General features: G+C 62.6%; 20 protein-coding genes and 1 riboswitch. Of the genes, 7 read left to right on the top strand and 13 right to left on the bottom strand.

Going from position 1 to position 15,791, the window contains the following annotated elements; translation table 11 throughout:
- Window positions 1–4: 4 nt before the first annotated feature.
- From nusB to nrdR, 6 genes are all read right to left on the bottom strand, one after another.
- Window positions 5–496 carry a transcription antitermination factor NusB gene (gene nusB / locus HCI85_RS19090; RefSeq protein WP_169852851.1) on the bottom strand — a complete coding sequence of 164 codons (492 nt, stop codon included), beginning with the start codon at window positions 494–496 and terminating at the stop codon, window positions 5–7.
- Complete coding sequence (gene ribH / locus HCI85_RS19085; RefSeq protein ID WP_090255729.1) at window positions 493–969, bottom strand: 6,7-dimethyl-8-ribityllumazine synthase; 477 nt, start codon at window positions 967–969, stop codon at window positions 493–495. The genes nusB and ribH overlap by 4 nt, the downstream gene beginning before the upstream one ends.
- A gap of 184 nt (window positions 970–1,153) precedes the next feature.
- Window positions 1,154–2,248 (bottom strand): bifunctional 3,4-dihydroxy-2-butanone-4-phosphate synthase/GTP cyclohydrolase II, encoded by a 1,095-nt coding sequence (ribBA, locus tag HCI85_RS19080; RefSeq protein WP_090255731.1) that lies wholly within the window; start codon window positions 2,246–2,248, stop codon window positions 1,154–1,156.
- Window positions 2,249–2,258: 10 nt separating this feature from the next.
- Window positions 2,259–2,921, bottom strand: coding sequence for a riboflavin synthase (locus tag HCI85_RS19075; RefSeq protein WP_090255733.1), 663 nt, complete (start codon window positions 2,919–2,921; stop codon window positions 2,259–2,261).
- A gap of 167 nt (window positions 2,922–3,088) precedes the next feature.
- A riboswitch (FMN riboswitch) is annotated at window positions 3,089–3,247 on the bottom strand.
- Window positions 3,248–3,347: 100 nt separating this feature from the next.
- Window positions 3,348–4,466 (bottom strand): bifunctional diaminohydroxyphosphoribosylaminopyrimidine deaminase/5-amino-6-(5-phosphoribosylamino)uracil reductase RibD, encoded by a 1,119-nt coding sequence (ribD, locus tag HCI85_RS19070; RefSeq protein ID WP_090255735.1) that lies wholly within the window; start codon window positions 4,464–4,466, stop codon window positions 3,348–3,350.
- Window positions 4,466–4,930 carry a transcriptional regulator NrdR gene (gene nrdR, locus HCI85_RS19065; RefSeq protein WP_090255738.1) on the bottom strand — a complete coding sequence of 155 codons (465 nt, stop codon included), beginning with the start codon at window positions 4,928–4,930 and terminating at the stop codon, window positions 4,466–4,468. The genes ribD and nrdR overlap by 1 nt, the downstream gene beginning before the upstream one ends.
- Window positions 4,931–5,046: 116 nt before the next feature.
- Between nrdR and HCI85_RS19060 the strand changes: the two genes are divergently transcribed.
- The 3 genes from HCI85_RS19060 to trxA all read left to right on the top strand — a co-directional run bounded on the left by HCI85_RS19060 (window position 5,047) and on the right by trxA (window position 7,099).
- The gene (locus HCI85_RS19060) at window positions 5,047–5,502 is read left to right on the top strand and encodes a YbaY family lipoprotein (RefSeq protein ID WP_167147158.1); all 456 of its coding nucleotides are present in this window, start codon (window positions 5,047–5,049) and stop codon (window positions 5,500–5,502) included.
- Window positions 5,499–6,155 carry a class I SAM-dependent methyltransferase gene (locus HCI85_RS19055; RefSeq protein ID WP_167147155.1) on the top strand — a complete coding sequence of 219 codons (657 nt, stop codon included), beginning with the start codon at window positions 5,499–5,501 and terminating at the stop codon, window positions 6,153–6,155. The genes HCI85_RS19060 and HCI85_RS19055 overlap by 4 nt, the downstream gene beginning before the upstream one ends.
- A gap of 71 nt (window positions 6,156–6,226) precedes the next feature.
- Window positions 6,227–7,099 carry a thioredoxin gene (gene trxA / locus HCI85_RS19050; protein WP_167147152.1) on the top strand — a complete coding sequence of 291 codons (873 nt, stop codon included), beginning with the start codon at window positions 6,227–6,229 and terminating at the stop codon, window positions 7,097–7,099.
- Window positions 7,100–7,135: 36 nt separating this feature from the next.
- Here the strand turns inward: trxA and HCI85_RS19045 are convergent, their stop codons facing one another.
- Window positions 7,136–7,474 (bottom strand): hypothetical protein, encoded by a 339-nt coding sequence (locus HCI85_RS19045; RefSeq protein WP_167147149.1) that lies wholly within the window; start codon window positions 7,472–7,474, stop codon window positions 7,136–7,138.
- Window positions 7,475–7,600: 126 nt separating this feature from the next.
- On the opposite strand from HCI85_RS19045, the gene HCI85_RS19040 reads away from it, so the two are divergent.
- The 4 genes from HCI85_RS19040 to HCI85_RS19025 are packed head-to-tail and all read left to right on the top strand — an operon-like array spanning window position 7,601 to window position 10,733.
- Window positions 7,601–8,176, top strand: coding sequence for a DUF2796 domain-containing protein (locus HCI85_RS19040; RefSeq protein ID WP_160089332.1), 576 nt, complete (start codon window positions 7,601–7,603; stop codon window positions 8,174–8,176).
- A 47-nt stretch (window positions 8,177–8,223) separates the two neighbouring features.
- A complete protein-coding gene (locus tag HCI85_RS19035) occupies window positions 8,224–8,934 on the top strand; it encodes an ABC transporter ATP-binding protein (protein WP_167147146.1) in 711 nt (236 codons plus the stop codon).
- A 2-nt stretch (window positions 8,935–8,936) separates the two neighbouring features.
- A complete protein-coding gene (locus HCI85_RS19030) occupies window positions 8,937–10,202 on the top strand; it encodes an ABC transporter permease (protein ID WP_167147143.1) in 1,266 nt (421 codons plus the stop codon).
- A 9-nt stretch (window positions 10,203–10,211) separates the two neighbouring features.
- Complete coding sequence (locus HCI85_RS19025; RefSeq protein WP_090255756.1) at window positions 10,212–10,733, top strand: DUF3299 domain-containing protein; 522 nt, start codon at window positions 10,212–10,214, stop codon at window positions 10,731–10,733.
- 80 nt (window positions 10,734–10,813) lie between these two features.
- On the opposite strand, the gene HCI85_RS19020 is transcribed toward HCI85_RS19025, so the two are convergent.
- The 6 genes from HCI85_RS19020 to HCI85_RS18995 are packed head-to-tail and all read right to left on the bottom strand — an operon-like array spanning window position 10,814 to window position 15,671.
- Entirely contained in the window at window positions 10,814–11,911 is a 1,098-nt protein-coding gene (locus HCI85_RS19020; protein WP_167147140.1) for a tetratricopeptide repeat protein, read from the bottom strand.
- Between the two features lies 1 nt (window position 11,912).
- Window positions 11,913–12,596 (bottom strand): energy transducer TonB, encoded by a 684-nt coding sequence (locus HCI85_RS19015; RefSeq protein ID WP_167147137.1) that lies wholly within the window; start codon window positions 12,594–12,596, stop codon window positions 11,913–11,915.
- Entirely contained in the window at window positions 12,596–13,006 is a 411-nt protein-coding gene (locus tag HCI85_RS19010) for an ExbD/TolR family protein (RefSeq protein WP_090255761.1), read from the bottom strand. Before HCI85_RS19010 ends, HCI85_RS19015 begins: the two co-directional genes overlap by 1 nt.
- A 10-nt stretch (window positions 13,007–13,016) precedes the next feature.
- Entirely contained in the window at window positions 13,017–13,565 is a 549-nt protein-coding gene (locus HCI85_RS19005) for a MotA/TolQ/ExbB proton channel family protein (protein WP_167147134.1), read from the bottom strand.
- On the bottom strand, window positions 13,558–14,904 hold the full coding sequence (locus HCI85_RS19000) for a MotA/TolQ/ExbB proton channel family protein (RefSeq protein WP_167147131.1): 1,347 nt from the start codon (window positions 14,902–14,904) through the stop codon (window positions 13,558–13,560). The genes HCI85_RS19005 and HCI85_RS19000 overlap by 8 nt, the downstream gene beginning before the upstream one ends.
- The gene (locus tag HCI85_RS18995) at window positions 14,901–15,671 is read right to left on the bottom strand and encodes a DUF3450 domain-containing protein (RefSeq protein ID WP_167147128.1); all 771 of its coding nucleotides are present in this window, start codon (window positions 15,669–15,671) and stop codon (window positions 14,901–14,903) included. Before HCI85_RS18995 ends, HCI85_RS19000 begins: the two co-directional genes overlap by 4 nt.
- Window positions 15,672–15,791 lie beyond the last annotated feature (120 nt).

Here is a 15,791-nt window from a genome sequence, read left to right as displayed (position 1 = left end):
AGGCTTAACGCTTGTTAGCGCGAACTTCATCCGCGCGCAGGCGCGGTGCCAGCTTGTCCAGCACACCATTGACGAACTTGTGTCCGTCGGTTGCACCAAACACCTTGGCCAGCTCGATGCCTTCGTTGATCACCACGCGATAAGGAATATCGATGCGGTTTTTCAGCTCGAAGGTCGACAAGCGCAGGATCGACAGTTCAACCGGGTCGATCTCATCCAGCGGACGATCAAGCAGCGACTCGAACGCGCCATCAATCTCGGTTTTCTGCCGCGGCACGCCGTGCAGGATTTCATGGAAGTAGGCACCGTCCACCGCCGTGAAATCATTGTCGACACGGAACTGTGCTTCGATCTCGTTCAGCGACTGGCCAGCCATGTGCCAGGAATACAGCGCCTGCATGGCCAACGTACGTGCCTGACGGCGCGCCAGCGTCTTGGTGCTGGGGCCTTTTTTGGGTGCTTGAGGCTGCTGCCCGTTACCGTCGTGCTGGCTCACTTGGCCTCCAACTGCGCCAGCAGGCTGACCATTTCCAGGGCGGACAGTGCTGCTTCCGCACCCTTGTTGCCGGCCTTGGTGCCGGAGCGCTCAATGGCTTGCTCGATGGAGTCGACAGTCAGAACACCGAATGCAACCGGCACGCCGAATTCCATGGACACCTGAGCCAGACCCTTGGTGCACTCGCCTGCCACGTACTCGAAGTGCGGAGTGCCGCCACGGATGACCGCACCGAGGGCGATGATGGCGTCAAAGTCACCGCGCTGGGCGACTTTCTGCGCGACCAGCGGAATCTCGAAGGCACCCGGCGCGCGAATGAGGGTGATGTCGCTTTCGCTCACACCATGGCGCACCAGTGCATCCACCGCACCGCTGACCAGGCTTTCAACAACGAAGCTGTTGAAACGGCCGACAACCAGAGCAAAACGGCCCTTGGGGGCGATAAAAGTACCTTCGATGGTCTTCAGGGTCATAAAACAATTCTCATATAGCGTTAAAGAGCCAGGGGGCAAAAAAGTTATAGCCCAACGGAACAGCGCGTAGCGAGCGCAGGACAGGTGAGGCGGAAACAGGTAAGGCCGCGACATTTACCGAGGTAAAGGACAAGCCAAACCTGTTTGCAACGCCATGTATCCATGCGCAGTAGCGCGGCGGTCGTTATTCAGCGGGCAGGTATTCTACAACTTCCAGGTCGAAACCGGATATCGCGTTGAACTTCATTGGCGAGCTGAGCAAGCGCATCTTGCGCACGCCAAGATCCCGCAGAATCTGTGAACCGGCACCCACCGTGCTGTAGGTCGCCGGGCTGGCTGACTTGCTTTCTGCACTCTGGCTGCGCTCCAGTTGAGCCAACAGCTCCGGACCATTGATCGGATTGCCCAGCAACAGCACCACACCGCTACCAGACTTGGCCACTTCGGCCATGGCCGCACGCAAGCTCCACCGTCCAGCCTGCTTGACCATCAGCAAGTCACGCAGCGGATCAGCGTTGTGTACGCGCACCAAGGTTGGGGTCTCGGCGCAGATGGCGCCCAGGGTCAGGGCCATGTGCACGCTGTCATCCAGGTCATCGCGGTAGCTGACCAGGTTGAACTGGCCCAGCTCGCTGTCGATCGTCTGTTCGCTGACACGCTGCACAGTGCGCTCGTGGATCAGCCGGTAGTGGATCAGGTCAGCGATGGTGCCAATTTTCAGGCCGTGCTGCTCAGCAAACACTTCCAGCTCCGGGCGACGAGCCATGGTGCCGTCGTCGTTCATGATCTCGCAGATCACTCCGCTCGGCTCGAACCCGGCCATGCGCGCCAGGTCACAGGCCGCTTCAGTGTGCCCGGCACGAGCCAGCACGCCACCAGGCTGAGCCATCAAAGGAAAGATGTGGCCAGGGCTAACGATATCGTCGGCGGTCACATTCCGCGCCACCGCAGCCTGCACGGTACGCGCACGGTCAGCGGCGGAAATACCGGTCGTCACGCCTTCAGCGGCCTCAATCGAAACGGTGAATTTGGTGCCGAAACCAGAGCCGTTGCGCGGCGCCATCAGCGGCAGCTTAAGCAGCTCGCAGCGCTCACGGGTCATGGGCATGCAGATCAGGCCGCGAGCGAAGCGGGCCATGAAGTTGATGTGCTCGGCGGTGACGCATTCCGAGGCAATGATGATGTCGCCTTCGTTCTCACGATCCTCGTCATCCATCAGGATGACCATCTTGCCGGCGCGGATGTCTTCGATCAGTTCTGCTGCGGTATTCAGGGCCATGCGGGCGATCTCACTTATTCAGGTAGCCGTGTTCGGCAAGAAAACTGGCGGTCAGGCCCGAGGCGGCAGGTTCAGCGGCTTTGTCACCGAGCAACAGGCGCTCCAGGTAACGCGCAAGCAGATCCACTTCGAGGTTGACCTGACGGCCAGGGCGGTAATCGAGCATGATGGTTTCGGCCAGGGTGTGCGGCACGATGGTCAGCTCAAATTCGGCGCCGTTGACCGCATTGACGGTCAGGCTCGTGCCGTCGACGGTGATCGAGCCTTTGTGGGCAATGTACTTGGCCAGTTCGCGTGGTGCACGAATGGTGAATTGCCACGCCCGGGCATTTTCCGCCATCGAGACGATCTCACCAACACCGTCAATATGCCCACTGACCAAGTGACCACCCAAACGACTGGTGGGTGTCAGGGCCTTTTCCAGGTTGACCTTGCTACCGGCCTTGAAGTCGATAAACGCAGTACGAGCCAAGGTTTCGCGGCTGACATCAGCCCAAAAACCATCGCCAGGCAACTCAACTGCAGTCAGGCACACGCCGTTGACCGCAATGCTGTCGCCCAGCTTGACGTCTGCAAGGTCAAGCTTGCCGGTTTCCACATACACCCGCACATCGCCACCCTTAGGTGTCAGGGCACGGATACTGCCAATAGCTTCGATTATGCCGGTAAACATGCCACCCCCTGTATCGCAGCCACGGCAAAGCACTGGCGCACAACGCCAGTAGCCTGAGGCTTGGTATAAAAATCAGACATCTAGACCAACTCCTGTTTTATAAAAAACAGGGCGTGATTGATCGATAGGGATTTCGAGGCACGCCTGAACGCGCCTTCTTGAGGCAATCCCGCTCTCTCTTTATCCGGACTTTAACCGTCGGCCCCGGAATCACACCGGGTCTGCTGACCTTGCCAAGCGGTTTACGCCACCGGGCAAGCGCTCGCGGGCTAGGCTGTGCAGCCATTACCGCCGGTGGGGAATTACACCCCGCCCTGAGAACGTTACGGCCGCTTGCGCAGCCGAGACGCGTTTTACCACATATTGCACACGCCCTGCACCGGCAAACGACCGCCTGAATGGCGGGCCATTGCGGATAACGGCTGGTTAAACAACCGGCTGTGGCACCGCGATAATCCGCCAGTCATCACCGACTGCGCGCATCTCAACAATTTTCAACGCTGGCGCATCGGCCATGCGCGCCAACGGCAGGTCAAGCAGCGGCCGCGCGCTGGACCCCAGCAGCTTGGGCGCGACAAATAGCTGGTACTCATCCACCAGGCCCAGACGGGCAAACGCCCCGGCCAACCGCGGCCCAGCTTCCACCAGTACTTCGTTGGCACCACGATTGGCCAGCTCGACCAGCAGACGACGCAAGTCAACATGCCCGTTACTGCCGGGAACGGCCAATAGTTCGTGTCCATCGTCCAGATAGCGATCACGCGCCGAAGCCGCTGCGCACGTCGCCACGAGCGCAGCGCCAGCCTGAAAGAACGGCACGCTGAGCGGTACCCGCAGGCGTCCATCAACCAGCACCCGCAGGGGTGGTCGCGCCTGCGCCAGCGCACTCAGTTCTGCCCCAAGGCCCAGCTCGTCAGGGCGTACCGTCAGCCGTGCATCATCGGCCAGCACCGTGTCGGCGCCGGTCAACACCACGCTGGCGCGCGCGCGCAGCCGCTGAACCGCCGCTCGGGCGGCGGGCCCGGTGATCCACTGGCTTTCACCACTGGCCATGGCGGTGCGCCCGTCCAGGCTCATGGCCAGCTTGACCCGCACAAACGGCAAGCCCTTCTCCATCCGTTTGATAAAGCCGGCATTCAGCGCCCGCGCCTCGGTTTCCAGCACGCCGCTCTGCACGGCGATACCGGCATGCATCAAGCGCAGCAGGCCATCACCACCGACTTGTGGATTGGGATCCTGCATAGCCGCCACCACACGGGCAACGCCGGCATTGATCAAGGCATCGGCACACGGCGGTGTGCGCCCATGGTGGCTGCAGGGTTCCAGCGTGACGTAGGCCGTTGCGCCACGAGCCTTGTCGCCTGCCTGACGCAGCGCGTGCACTTCCGCATGCGGTTCACCGGCTCGGGCATGCCAGCCTTCGCCGACGATACGCCCGTCACGCACGATCACGCAGCCCACGCGCGGATTAGGGTGAGTGGAGTACAAGCCTTTACGGGCCAGCTCCAGCGCGCGCGCCATAAAGGCGTGATCTGAATTCATCATCAACCTTTAATAGGCTCGCGGGACAGTCGATCGATTTCCTCGCGGAACTCGTTAAGGTCTTGAAAGCGTTTGTACACCGAGGCAAAGCGGATATAAGCCACTTCATCGAGCTTTTGCAGCTCGCCCATCACCAGCTCACCCAGAACCAGCGATTTGATCTCGCGTTCGCCAGTGGCGCGCAGCTTGTGCTTGATGTGGGCAATTGCGGCTTCGAGGCGCTCGATACTCACCGGGCGCTTCTCCAGCGCACGCTGCATGCCGGCACGCAGCTTGTCTTCATCGAAGGGCTGGCGGCTGCCGTCCTGCTTGATCAGGCGCGGCATCACCAGCTCAGCGGTTTCAAAGGTGGTGAAACGCTCTTCACAGGCCAGGCATTCACGCCGACGACGCACCTGCTCACCCTCGGCAACCAGGCGCGAGTCGATCACTTTGGTGTCATTGGCACCGCAGAAGGGACAGTGCATAAATAAGGCCAGCCTTAGAACGAAGGTAGCCATGGTAGCGCATCCCGCAGGCAAGACAAGCCGAGGGGTTTGCGGTATACAGGCGCCCATGCAAACCAGCGCAGTTGAGACCTTCCATGAAAGCCCCCACGCCGTTACAACCGCTGATTCTCGTAAGCCTGATCGCTTTGTTGACGGCCTGTGCCAGCGACAGCCCGCCGCCCGCAAAACCCACCGTGCAGACGCCGACGCCCACACCGGCCGAAGCAAAGCCTCTGCCTGCTTATCAACGCGAGCTGAGCGGCAGCCTGTTGAATGTACCCAATGAAGCGGATGTCGAGCTGGCGCTGCTGGCGGTCGATCAACGCGGCCGGCCACAAACGCTGCTGGGCAATATCCAACTGCGCGGTACCGGCAACCCGCTGGCGTTTCGCTTGCCGTTCAACCCGGAAACCTTCAATAAACACAGCCGTATCGAGCTGCATGGCCGCGCCAATCAGGCTGGCCGGCTGATTCTGCGCCTGCCCGAGCAACCAATTGCCCGCGGCGAAACCCAGAACCTCGGGGAGTTGCGCCTGGTACCTGCGCCATGACAGCACCGGCCGCCCTGCAGGCTGCGCTCAGCGAACTACTGGGTGACGCCCAGCTCAGCGCGCAAACCCTGCCCGGCACGGAAATCAAGCTGTGGCTGATCGACCCGGCGAACATGGACCGCTGCTTCAGCCCGGAAGAAACCCGCCTGATCCTCGAAGATCCGCCCTACTGGTGCTTCTGCTGGGCCAGCGGACTGGTCCTGGCGCGCTGGCTGGCCGAGCACCCTGAGTGGGTGCGCGGCAAGCGCGTGCTGGATTTCGGTGCGGGCTCAGGTGTGGCGGCAATTGCTGCAGCCAAAGCCGGTGCGCTGGAAGTAGTGGCCTGCGACCTTGATCCATTAGCGCTTGCATCCTGTCAGGCTAATGCCGTACTCAACAATGTGCAGCTGAGCTACTCCGCAGACTTCTTTGCCGAGGCTGACCGCTTCGACCTGATTATCGTCGCCGACGTGCTTTACGACCGCGCCAACCTGCCGCTGCTCGACCAGTTCCTCAGTCGTGGACGTGAAGCGCTGGTGGCAGATTCACGCGTGCGCGACTTTCAGCACCCGCTGTACCAGCGCCTAGGCATACTCGAAGCCTGCACCTGGCCGGACCTGGCCGAGCCGGCTGAGTTTCGTCATGTCAGCCTGTACCACGCCGAACGCAGCTAGCAGCCCTTGTATCCGCCAGCCCTAGCCCGCATTTATAGTCCATCCCATTTTTCGCATCGCCGAGACCGATCATGAGCACGTCCCCTTACATCGTTGATATCGCAGGCAGCGCCAGCTTCGAACAGCTGGTGATCGAGAACTCATTCCAGAAGCCGGTGCTGGTGGATTTCTGGGCGGAATGGTGCGCGCCCTGTAAGGCACTGATGCCACTGCTGGCGAAGATCACCGAGGAATATAACGGCGAGCTGCTGTTGGCCAAGGTCAACTGCGATATCGAGCAAGACATCGTTGCCCGCTTCGGCATCCGCAGCCTACCGACCGTGGTGCTGTTCAAGAATGGCCAGCCGGTCGACGGCTTTGCGGGCGCGCAACCAGAGTCGGCGATTCGCGAAATGCTCAAGCCTCACGTCGCCGAGCCGGCACCAGCCGCCGCTGACCCAATGGAAGCCGCGCAGGCACTGTTCAGCGAAGGCCGCTTTGCCGATGCCGAAGCGGTGCTCAAAGTGCTGCTGACGGAAAACAATGAACACGCTGCCGCGCTGATTCTCTATGCGCGCTGCCTGGCTGAGCGCGGCGAGCTGGGTGAGGCCGAAGCCGTGCTGGGCGCGGTAAAAGGCGATGAACACAAACAGGCCCTGGCTGGTGCCCGCGCGCAGCTGACTTTCCTGCGTCAGGCCAGTGAGCTGCCAGATGTGGCCAGCCTGAAAACCCGGTTAGCGCAAAATACCGACGACGATGAAGCCAGCTACCAGTTGGCGATTCAACAACTGGCGCGCCAGCACTACGAACCAGCGCTGGACGCCCTGCTGATGCTGTTTATTCGCAACCGCAGCTACGCCGACGGCCTGCCGCACAAGACCCTATTGCAGGTCTTCGACCTGCTGGGCAATGACCATCCACTGGTCACCGCTTACCGGCGCAAGCTGTACCAAGCGATTTACTGATCCCCACCCGCGTCGATGCAACCCCATCGACGTGAACTAGCCCACCCAGTGGTAAATCGGCGCATCGACGCCGGTTTCCACGCGCACCTGTGCGCAATGGCGCAGCCGCACCAGCAGGCGTTTGCCCGCTGCCTCACCGCCCGCCAGCCCAGCCAACTGCCCGAGCAGCTGCGGCCCGTCGATCTGCCCCGCCCGGCGCAGCAAGTCCAGCGTGGTTTGCCACAGCGCATCATTGGCCACAGGCGCGACAGCGGCTGCGCGGGCTGCAGGCGTTTCAAGGCTTACGTGCTGAGCCAGCTGCGCCCAGTCCTGCGCATCCAGCTCAACCGTTAGGTCCACCGGCCAGGCACCGATCTGCCCACGAATTCGCACCATCACTCTGCCCTCAGCTAATCAGCCACCATGCTCCCACGTCCACTGCAGGCCGCCAAGCAAGGCTGGTCATAGACGCTAAAAAATTGTTATAACGTAACAAGCATTAACTTCTGATCGGAGATCACCATGCGCCGCCTGCTACTTGCCCTGCCGTTTGCCTTACTGCCCCTGGCCGCCCTCGCGGCCGAACACAGCCATGAACATGACCACGCGCATGATCACGCCGAGCACGGCAGCCTGGACGCTCACGAGCACGGCGCCGCACAACTCAACGTGGTACTCGACGGCAAGGTGCTGGAGCTGCAACTGGAAAGCCCGGCAATGAACCTGGTGGGCTTCGAGCATGCTGCCAAGAGCGACGCTGACAAAGCCAAGGTTGCCGCCGCACGCAGCCAGCTGGAACAACCGCAGCCGCTGTTCGGCCTGAACGCTGGCGATTGCCAGATCAGTAAACAAGAGCTGGAAAGCCCGCTGTTTGCTGAGCATAAGCACGAAGAACACCACGACCATGACAGCGAGCACAGTGATATCCACGCGCACTACACACTCGACTGCCAGAAGCCTGAAGAATTGAAACAACTTAACCTCGGCGAACTGTTCAAGCGCTTCCCCGCCACCGAGAAAATTCAGGTACAACTGATCGGCCCGAATGGCCAGCAGGGCCTGGAGCTGACGCCCGCGCAGCCGACCCTGAGTTTCTAACCACCTTTTTGCAGCAGAACGGCCGGGGTAACCCGGCCGCTTACTTTATGAGTTCAGCCTTGATCCACCTGTCCAACCTCGGCTTTGCCTGGCCCGGCCAGCCCGAGTTGCTGGACATCGCCGCGTTCACCCTGCAACGCGGCGAAAGCCTGTTTCTCAAAGGCCCCAGCGGCAGCGGCAAGACCACCTTGCTCGGCCTGCTCGGCGGTGTACAGAAGCCCAACCGTGGCAGCATCCAGCTACTCGACCAGGACTTGAGTACGCTGTCCGCCAGCGCTCGCGACCGCTTTCGCGTCGACCACACCGGCTACATCTTCCAGCAATTCAACCTGCTGCCGTTTCTCTCGGTGCGTGAGAACGTCGAGTTGCCGTGTCATTTTTCCAAACTGCGCGCCAGCCGCGCTGTGCAGCGCCATGGCAGCGTGGCCAAGGCCACCAACGCCCTGCTCGCCCACCTTGGGTTACACCAGCCTGAGCTGCTACAACGCCGCGCAGGTGATCTGTCGATCGGCCAGCAGCAGCGCGTAGCCGCTGCACGTGCGCTGATCGGTCAGCCGGAACTGGTGATCGCCGACGAACCCACCTCGGCGCTGGATGCTGATGCCCGCGAAGCCTTTCTCGAGCTGCTGTTCGCCGAGTGCCGCGAGGCTGGCTCCAGCTTGCTGTTTGTCAGCCACGACCAGAGCCTGGCACGGCTGTTTGACCGCAGCCTGTCGCTGGCCGAGCTGAACAAAGCCACCCGCTTGGCGGAGATTTAACGATGTACCTATTGCGTCTCGCCCTCGCCAGCCTGGGCAACCGCCGTTTTACCGCGTGGCTAACGGTGTTTGCCATCGCCCTCTCTGTGTGCCTGCTGCTCGCCGTCGAGCGGGTGCGCACCGAAGCCCGTGCCAGCTTTGCCAATACCATCAGCGGTACCGACCTGATCGTCGGCGCGCGCTCCGGCAGCGTGAACCTGCTGCTGTACTCGGTATTCCGCATCGGCAACGCCACTAACAATATTCGCTGGGACAGCTTCGAGCAGTTAGCCCAGCACCGTCAGGTCAAATGGGCCATCCCGATCTCACTCGGCGATTCGCACCGTGGCTACCGGGTGATGGGCACCAGCCCGGCGTATTTCGAACACTACCGTTATGCCCGCAGCCAACCGCTGCAGCTGAGCAGCGGCCGCGCCTTTGCCGATGACCCGTTCGAGGTTGTACTCGGCGCAGAAGTGGCGCAAGCGCTCGACTACCAGCTCGATCAGGAGCTGGTGCTGGCCCATGGCGTGGCCACCATCAGCCTAGTCAAGCATGACGACAAACCGTTCAAGGTGATCGGCATCCTCAAGCGCACCGGCACACCGGTGGACCGCACCCTGCATATTTCCCTGGCCGGCATGGAGGCCCTGCATGTCGACTGGCAAAACGGCATGCCCGCACGCGGCGCGGCAAAGGTCAGTGCTGAGCAGGCGCGGGCGATGGACCTGCAACCCAAGCAGATCACCGCCGTCATGCTCGGCCTGAACAGCAAGATCGCCACCTTCAGCCTGCAACGGGAGATCAACGAATTTCGCGGCGAACCGCTGCTGGCAATCCTCCCCGGCGTCGCGCTGCAGGAACTGTGGAGCCTGATGGGCACCGCCGAGAAGGCGCTGTTTGTGGTTTCGCTGTTCGTGGTGCTGACCGGGCTGATCGGCATGCTTACGGCGATTCTCACCAGCCTTAACGAGCGCCGCCGGGAAATGGCGATTCTGCGCTCGGTCGGCGCGCGGCCCTGGCATATTGCCAGCCTGCTGATCGTCGAAGCCTTTGCCCTGGCCCTGGCCGGCGTACTGCTCGGTTTGCTGTTGCTGTACCTGGGCATCGCCGGAGCGCAGGGCTATGTGCAGGCGAATTACGGCCTGTACCTGCCACTGAATCTGCCGACCCGCTATGAGTGGACGCTGCTCGGCGCTATTCTGAGTGCCGCCCTGTTGATGGGATGTGTACCGGCCTGGCGCGCGTACCGCCAATCCCTGGCCGATGGCTTATCGATCCGTTTATGAGGCTCTTGCATGCACCGCTCCCTGCTCGCCACCCTGCTGCTCACCCTGGCCCTGCCCCTGGCGGCTGCCGAGGTGCGCGAGCTGACTTGGTCGGAAATGGTCCCCGCCGATGCGCCGCCGCAAGTCGTTGAGCCGGCACCGATCCACGACCTCTCGCAGTTGGCCGACGCACTCGCCGAATCCGGCCCGGCGGCAATGCAGCAATCGCCCGCAGCGCCGGTGGTGCAGGCACTGGATGGCCAATCGGTAAAACTGCCGGGCTACATCGTGCCGCTGGATGTCACCGATGAAGGCCGGGTGACCGAGTTCCTCTTGGTGCCGTACTTCGGCGCGTGCATCCACGTGCCGCCACCGCCATCGAATCAGATCGTCCATGTCACCAGCGAGCTGGGTGTGCTGCTCGATGCGCTGTATCAGCCGTTCTGGATCGAGGGCCCGCTCAAGGTCGAGCAGACCAGCAGCGAGCTGGCCGAAGCCGGTTATCAGATGGAAGCGGAAAAGATTTATGCCTATGAGCTGCCGGACAGCTGAGACACTACGCGGCGACCAGCCAGAAAAAAGCCAGACTTCGAGTCTGGCTTTTTTATTGGACGTAACCAGCCGGCAGTCGATCAGCCGGCGCTGGCGATCCGCTTGTCACGCTGATAACTCAACTCGCTTTCCGCCCACTGGCGCCAGGCGCGCACTTTGCTGCGCTCGGCGCCAGCACGTTCGGCCTTGGCCAGGGCGTCGAGCCCGGCCTGCCAGCGCGCCTGTTCCAGCTCCAGCTGGGCCAGGTGCAGCCAGTGCTTGGCACTGCCCGAGCGCTGCGCCAGCTCGCGGAATACCTGCGCCGACTTGCTGCGCTCACGCGCCTGCCACCAGAGCAGCCCCAGCCGCTCCTCGCGGGCACTGGTGCGGGGCAACAGGCCTTGGTCGAGCATCCCGGCAAGCAGCTTGGCGCCCTGCCAGGGTTGATCGGCAGCGCCAGCCAGCAGCACCAGGTTGTCCAGTTCACTTTCATTGAAGCGCAGGCCCTTCTGATACGCCGCGCGCAAGGTAGCCAGCGATTTGTCGTGACTGCCGCTCAGCTGCTGCAAGGCCGCCAGCTGACGCCAGCCCTGGGCGTTATTCGGCTGGCGCGCGAGCAACTGGCGCTGCCAGCGCTCAGCGGCAGCGTACTTCTTCAGATCAGCGTTCATTGCGACGAGAAACTGCAACCAGCTGTCGGCGGCCTGCGGATTAGCCTGTACATAACGCTCGGCCAACGGCAGCGCTTTGGCCGGCTGACCGAGGCCCTGATAGGCCTGCACCAGCATCTGCAGCACCTCTTCATTGGCGTTAGCCTGCCCTGGCGCCAGCAGGTTCACCACCTGGGCGTAGCGGCGCTCGACCAGATTTAGGCGGGCCAGGTTCAGCTCTTCAGCGTCCTGCAGCTCGGCGTCCAGCTTGCCGCTCTTCAGTACCTTTTCCAGCAGCTCGATGGCCTGAGCATTCTGCCCTTCGGCCCAGGCCAGATAACCGCGGCTGCGCCATAGCAACGCTTCTTCCAGGCTACCCGGCGTGCCCTTGGCTGCATCCAGAGCGCGGCGCGCGGCCGCGTAGTCGCCTTTCTTCTGTGCGGTCTGCGCCGTATCCAGCGCGCGAAACACGCCCGGATCAACACTCTGTCCAGCCGCCTGCGCGGCACCAGCGCCGCACAGCGCGATCAGCAACAGTAGGCGATACATATCAGCGAGCTCCTTCCAGGCGGAAGTACAGGGTTTTCACCGCTTCACGGGCCACCGCCAGACCGCCTTCGGTGCGCGGCGCAAACCGCCAGCGCACGGCAGCGCGGCGGGCTTCGCGTTCAAACACGTTCTGCGGGCTGGCTTCGATAACCCGCACGTTTTCTACCGCACCTGCGCGGTTGATGGTGAACGCCAGCTTCACATGCCCTTCAATGCCGCGCTGCAAAGCGTAGCGCGGGTAATCCGGGCTGACATCGTTGAGCGGCATCACTTCACTTTCCGGGCCACCTGGCTGACCACCGGCATCGCTCGGGGCCGGTGCGCTTGGCGCCGAGGCACCCGCTGCCAAACCAGTCAAACTCGGCGTCGGCGCGCTGTTGACGGCGATGCCGCTGCTCAGGCTCGGCACCGGCAAGTCCAGGGCCGGTAGGTTGGCGCTTGGGGTAGCAGCCATCGGCGTTGGCGGTGTCGGGGTTTGCGGCGTTTGTGCTTGCGGCGGCTGCGGTGCCTGCTGGCGGGTACGCGTCGCGGTGTCGCTGGAGTCGCCGTCAAGACGGACGAAATTGGCCACCGTCAGCGGCTCCTCACTCGGCTTGCTGCTGGGCGGCGCGACCATGTAAAGCATCAGGCCGAACAGCGCCAGCGCCATCACACAGGCCGCGACAAAGGACAGTGGCAAACGCATCAAAGCGCTCCCGCCGTAGCGGCCAGGGCCACGTCATGTACTCCGGCCAGGCGCGCCTGATCCATCACCTGCACGACCAGGCCGGTACGCGCGTCCTGATCGGCCTGAACCACCACGGCGCCGTCCGGCTGGTCGACGCGCATGCGCTCGACATGGGCACGCACGCTGCGCACGTCGACGACTTTCTTGTCCATCCACACCTGCCCATCGGCGGTGATGGCGATGAGGATATTGCCTTTGTCCTGCGGGCTGGCGGTTTCCGCCTGGGGCCGCTGCACTTCGACGCCGGCTTCCTTGATAAAGGAGCTGGTGACGATAAAGAAGATCAGCATGATGAAAACCACGTCGAGCATCGGCGTCAGGTCGATGCCGGTGTCTTCGTCTTGCTGGTGATGACGGCGCATTCTCATGTGTCGAATCTCAGTCGTGACGCAGCTGGTCAGCCAGCCGCTCTAGAGCCAGGCGTGCATCGCGTTCGAGGCGCGCCAGGCTGAACAATCCACTAATCGCCAAGACCATGCCGGCCATGGTCGGCAGAGTCGCCTGCCAGACCCCGGCCGCCATGCCGCGCGGGTTACCGGTGCCGTTGATGGCCAGCACGTCGAACACCGCGACCATGCCGCTGACCGTGCCAAGCAAGCCCAGCAGCGGGTACATCGCCACCAGGGTCTTGCTTAGGCGCAGCGGGCCGAGCAGGTGTTGCTGCGCCTGGGCCAACCAGGCACTGCGCACCGCGCGCTGCCAGTTGCCAGTGTCGTCGCTCAGCACCTGCTGCCAGGCCTGACGGCGCTCGCTGACCCACTCCGGAAACACCCGGCGCATATACCAGAAGCGCTCGAACACCAGGGTCCAGAACACCACACACAGGCCCGCCAACGCCCACATCACCATGCCACCGGCGCTCATGAAGTCGAGCAGGGCATGGCCGCTGTCAACCAGGCGCCCCCATAGCGCCAGCCAATCAGTCACGGCGCGGCGCCCCGGACAGGTGCAGGGCAATCAGCCCAGCGCTTTGCTGCTCCAGCAGCTGAATCAGGCCCTTGCTGCGACTGGCCAGCAGGGTGTGCAGGAACAGCAGCGGAATCGCCACCACCAGGCCCAACACCGTGGTCACCAGCGCTTGCGAGATGCCATCGGCCATCAGTCGCGAATCGCCACCACCGCCCTGGGTAATCGCCTGGAAGGTGACGATCATCCCGGTCACGGTGCCGAGCAGACCGAGCAGCGGCGCCACGGCGCTGAGCAGTTTGAGCAGGCCCTGGCCTTTTTCCAGCGGTGGGGTTTCCTGCAGGATTGCCTCGTCGAGCTTCAGCTCCAGGGTTTCCAGATCAGCCAGCTGCGGTTTGGGACCCAGCACACCGATGATCCGACCCAGCGGGTTGTCGGCACGCGGTGCGCTCAAGTCATGCATCTGCGCGCTGACGCCACGGCCTACGCGAGTCAGGTAGGCCATGCGCCAGATCGCCAGCAGCAGACCGAACGCACCGAGGACCAGAATCACCCAGCCGACCAGGCCGCCCTGCTGCACGCGATCCCACAGACCGGGCTCACGCTGCAACTGCGCCAGCAAGGTGCCGCGGCTTGGATCAACCGGCAGACTGGCGACGGCGTCGCTGCTATCGAGATAGTCCGCGACCTGGCCCAAACCGGACGGCTGACGCGACGGCGCCAGCAGCTCGCCGGCATCGGCGTCATAACGCAGGAAGGCATCGGCAGCATAGGCGGAGAACGCGCCGACCCGCAGCACATCCTGCGGATTACGCGTACCGTCGGCAGCCACTACCGGCAGTTGCAGCTGTTCAACCCGACCGCTGGCAGTCAGGTCTTCGAGCAGCAGCATCCAGTAGCCATCGAGGTCGGCTGCCGAGGGCAGCGTACGGCTTTCGGCTAGCGCCTTGAGACGCGCCAGGCGCTCGGGGTACTGAGCATTGAGCAGGCTGCCCTGCCACTGGCCGGCAACATCACCGGCACTCTGGCGGACCACGCCAAACAACTCGCCGAGGTGGCCGGCACGCTGGCTAAGGAGTTTTTCCTGCTCGGCCAATTCGGCTTCCTGGCGGTCAAACTCAGCCTTCAGTCGTTCGGCTTCGGCCTTCTGTGTGGCCAGGGCGCTGCGCGCAGTGGCCAACAGTTGGGCACGCTCGCCACGCTCGGCAATAAAGGCCTGCTCGCGGCTTTGCATGGCGCTGACTTCAGCCGCGCGCTCGCTACGAATACGTTGCAGCAGTTGATCCGTGCTCAGCGGTTCTGCAGCGCCAGCCAGGGCGGGCAGCAGGGCCAGGGTAAAAGCGAGAACGCGACGATTCATGGCTTGGCCTCCAGCGCCAGGGTCTTCACGGGCAGGTCAAGCACGGCCGGGGCCTGCTCCTGGCGGGCAATCGCAATAGCTTGGCGCAATGGACGTCGAGCGCTGCCGTCGAGGATCTGCCAGCTGCGGGTTTGCGGGTTCCACCAGCCACTTTCATGGCCATCAAGGGTCTGGAAATACAGCATCACGCGACCCAGACGGAGGAATTCGACGCTGCGCGACGTGCCTTCATTCGGCAGTTCACCGCGCCAAGCTTCCAGGGTGCGGCCGTAATCGCTCTCCACCTGATACGCCTCGAGGATGCGCCGGTATTTTTCGGCCAGGCTGACATCCGCACGCGGCAGCAAGTCCTGCAACTGAGCCAGGCGATCACTGCGCTCATCCGGTAGGAACGGCAAGTCAGCGGCAATAAACTCACCCAGCACCTCAACCATGCGGCGCATCTGTGGCGTCACCGCCTCCTGAGTGCGCTCGATGCCATCGAGCTGCTGCTGATAACCAGCAAGCTCTTTGCGTTGCGCCGCTACCAGCTCGCGTAATTGAGCGTTATAACCCTGCAACGCTTCAGCCTGCTGCAATGCGTTACGGTACTCGGCGAGCATCTCCCGGCTGGCGTCATCGAGCTGCTCGATACGCGCCTGCGAGGCCTTGGCATCGGCAGCCAATTGCTGACTTTCATCCAGCGCGGCATCCAGAGGGGTCGCCGCTAAAGGCGCACTGGCCAGAACCAGAGCGACTGCCAACAGGCGCTTCGGCAGAGGGATCATGAAATATTCCTTGAACTGAGTGGCGCAATAAAGAGAACTATTATCAACTGCATCCCGCCTTTTGAGCAACCAGCAGCAATACTTATTCGCTTGGACACGCAAGAAAAGAAATAATATAAC

Origin of the sequence: Pseudomonas sp. OTU750018, from assembly GCF_011636575.1 — a bacterium.
Taxonomy (GTDB): Bacteria; Pseudomonadota; Gammaproteobacteria; order Pseudomonadales; family Pseudomonadaceae; genus Aquipseudomonas; species Aquipseudomonas peli.
This window is presented reverse-complemented; position numbering and strand designations above follow the sequence as displayed.

Excerpts from the sequence above, each read along its gene's own strand:
- ribH (WP_090255729.1), bottom strand. The coding sequence starts at position 969 with ATGACCCTGAAGACCATCGAAGGTACTTTTATCGCCCCCAAGGGCCGT.
- ribBA (WP_090255731.1), bottom strand. The coding sequence starts at position 2,248 with ATGGCCCTGAATACCGCAGCAGAACTGATCGAAGACATCCGCGCCGGC.
- HCI85_RS19075 (WP_090255733.1), bottom strand. The coding sequence starts at position 2,921 with ATGTTTACCGGCATAATCGAAGCTATTGGCAGTATCCGTGCCCTGACA.
- ribD (WP_090255735.1), bottom strand. The coding sequence starts at position 4,466 with ATGATGAATTCAGATCACGCCTTTATGGCGCGCGCGCTGGAGCTGGCC.
- nrdR (WP_090255738.1), bottom strand. The coding sequence starts at position 4,930 with ATGCACTGTCCCTTCTGCGGTGCCAATGACACCAAAGTGATCGACTCG.
- HCI85_RS19060 (WP_167147158.1), top strand. The coding sequence starts at position 5,047 with ATGAAAGCCCCCACGCCGTTACAACCGCTGATTCTCGTAAGCCTGATC.
- HCI85_RS19055 (WP_167147155.1), top strand. The coding sequence starts at position 5,499 with ATGACAGCACCGGCCGCCCTGCAGGCTGCGCTCAGCGAACTACTGGGT.
- trxA (WP_167147152.1), top strand. The coding sequence starts at position 6,227 with ATGAGCACGTCCCCTTACATCGTTGATATCGCAGGCAGCGCCAGCTTC.
- HCI85_RS19045 (WP_167147149.1), bottom strand. The coding sequence starts at position 7,474 with ATGGTGCGAATTCGTGGGCAGATCGGTGCCTGGCCGGTGGACCTAACG.
- HCI85_RS19040 (WP_160089332.1), top strand. The coding sequence starts at position 7,601 with ATGCGCCGCCTGCTACTTGCCCTGCCGTTTGCCTTACTGCCCCTGGCC.
- HCI85_RS19035 (WP_167147146.1), top strand. The coding sequence starts at position 8,224 with ATGAGTTCAGCCTTGATCCACCTGTCCAACCTCGGCTTTGCCTGGCCC.
- HCI85_RS19030 (WP_167147143.1), top strand. The coding sequence starts at position 8,937 with ATGTACCTATTGCGTCTCGCCCTCGCCAGCCTGGGCAACCGCCGTTTT.
- HCI85_RS19025 (WP_090255756.1), top strand. The coding sequence starts at position 10,212 with ATGCACCGCTCCCTGCTCGCCACCCTGCTGCTCACCCTGGCCCTGCCC.
- HCI85_RS19020 (WP_167147140.1), bottom strand. The coding sequence starts at position 11,911 with ATGTATCGCCTACTGTTGCTGATCGCGCTGTGCGGCGCTGGTGCCGCG.
- HCI85_RS19015 (WP_167147137.1), bottom strand. The coding sequence starts at position 12,596 with ATGCGTTTGCCACTGTCCTTTGTCGCGGCCTGTGTGATGGCGCTGGCG.
- HCI85_RS19010 (WP_090255761.1), bottom strand. The coding sequence starts at position 13,006 with ATGAGAATGCGCCGTCATCACCAGCAAGACGAAGACACCGGCATCGAC.
- HCI85_RS19000 (WP_167147131.1), bottom strand. The coding sequence starts at position 14,904 with ATGAATCGTCGCGTTCTCGCTTTTACCCTGGCCCTGCTGCCCGCCCTG.
- HCI85_RS18995 (WP_167147128.1), bottom strand. The coding sequence starts at position 15,671 with ATGATCCCTCTGCCGAAGCGCCTGTTGGCAGTCGCTCTGGTTCTGGCC.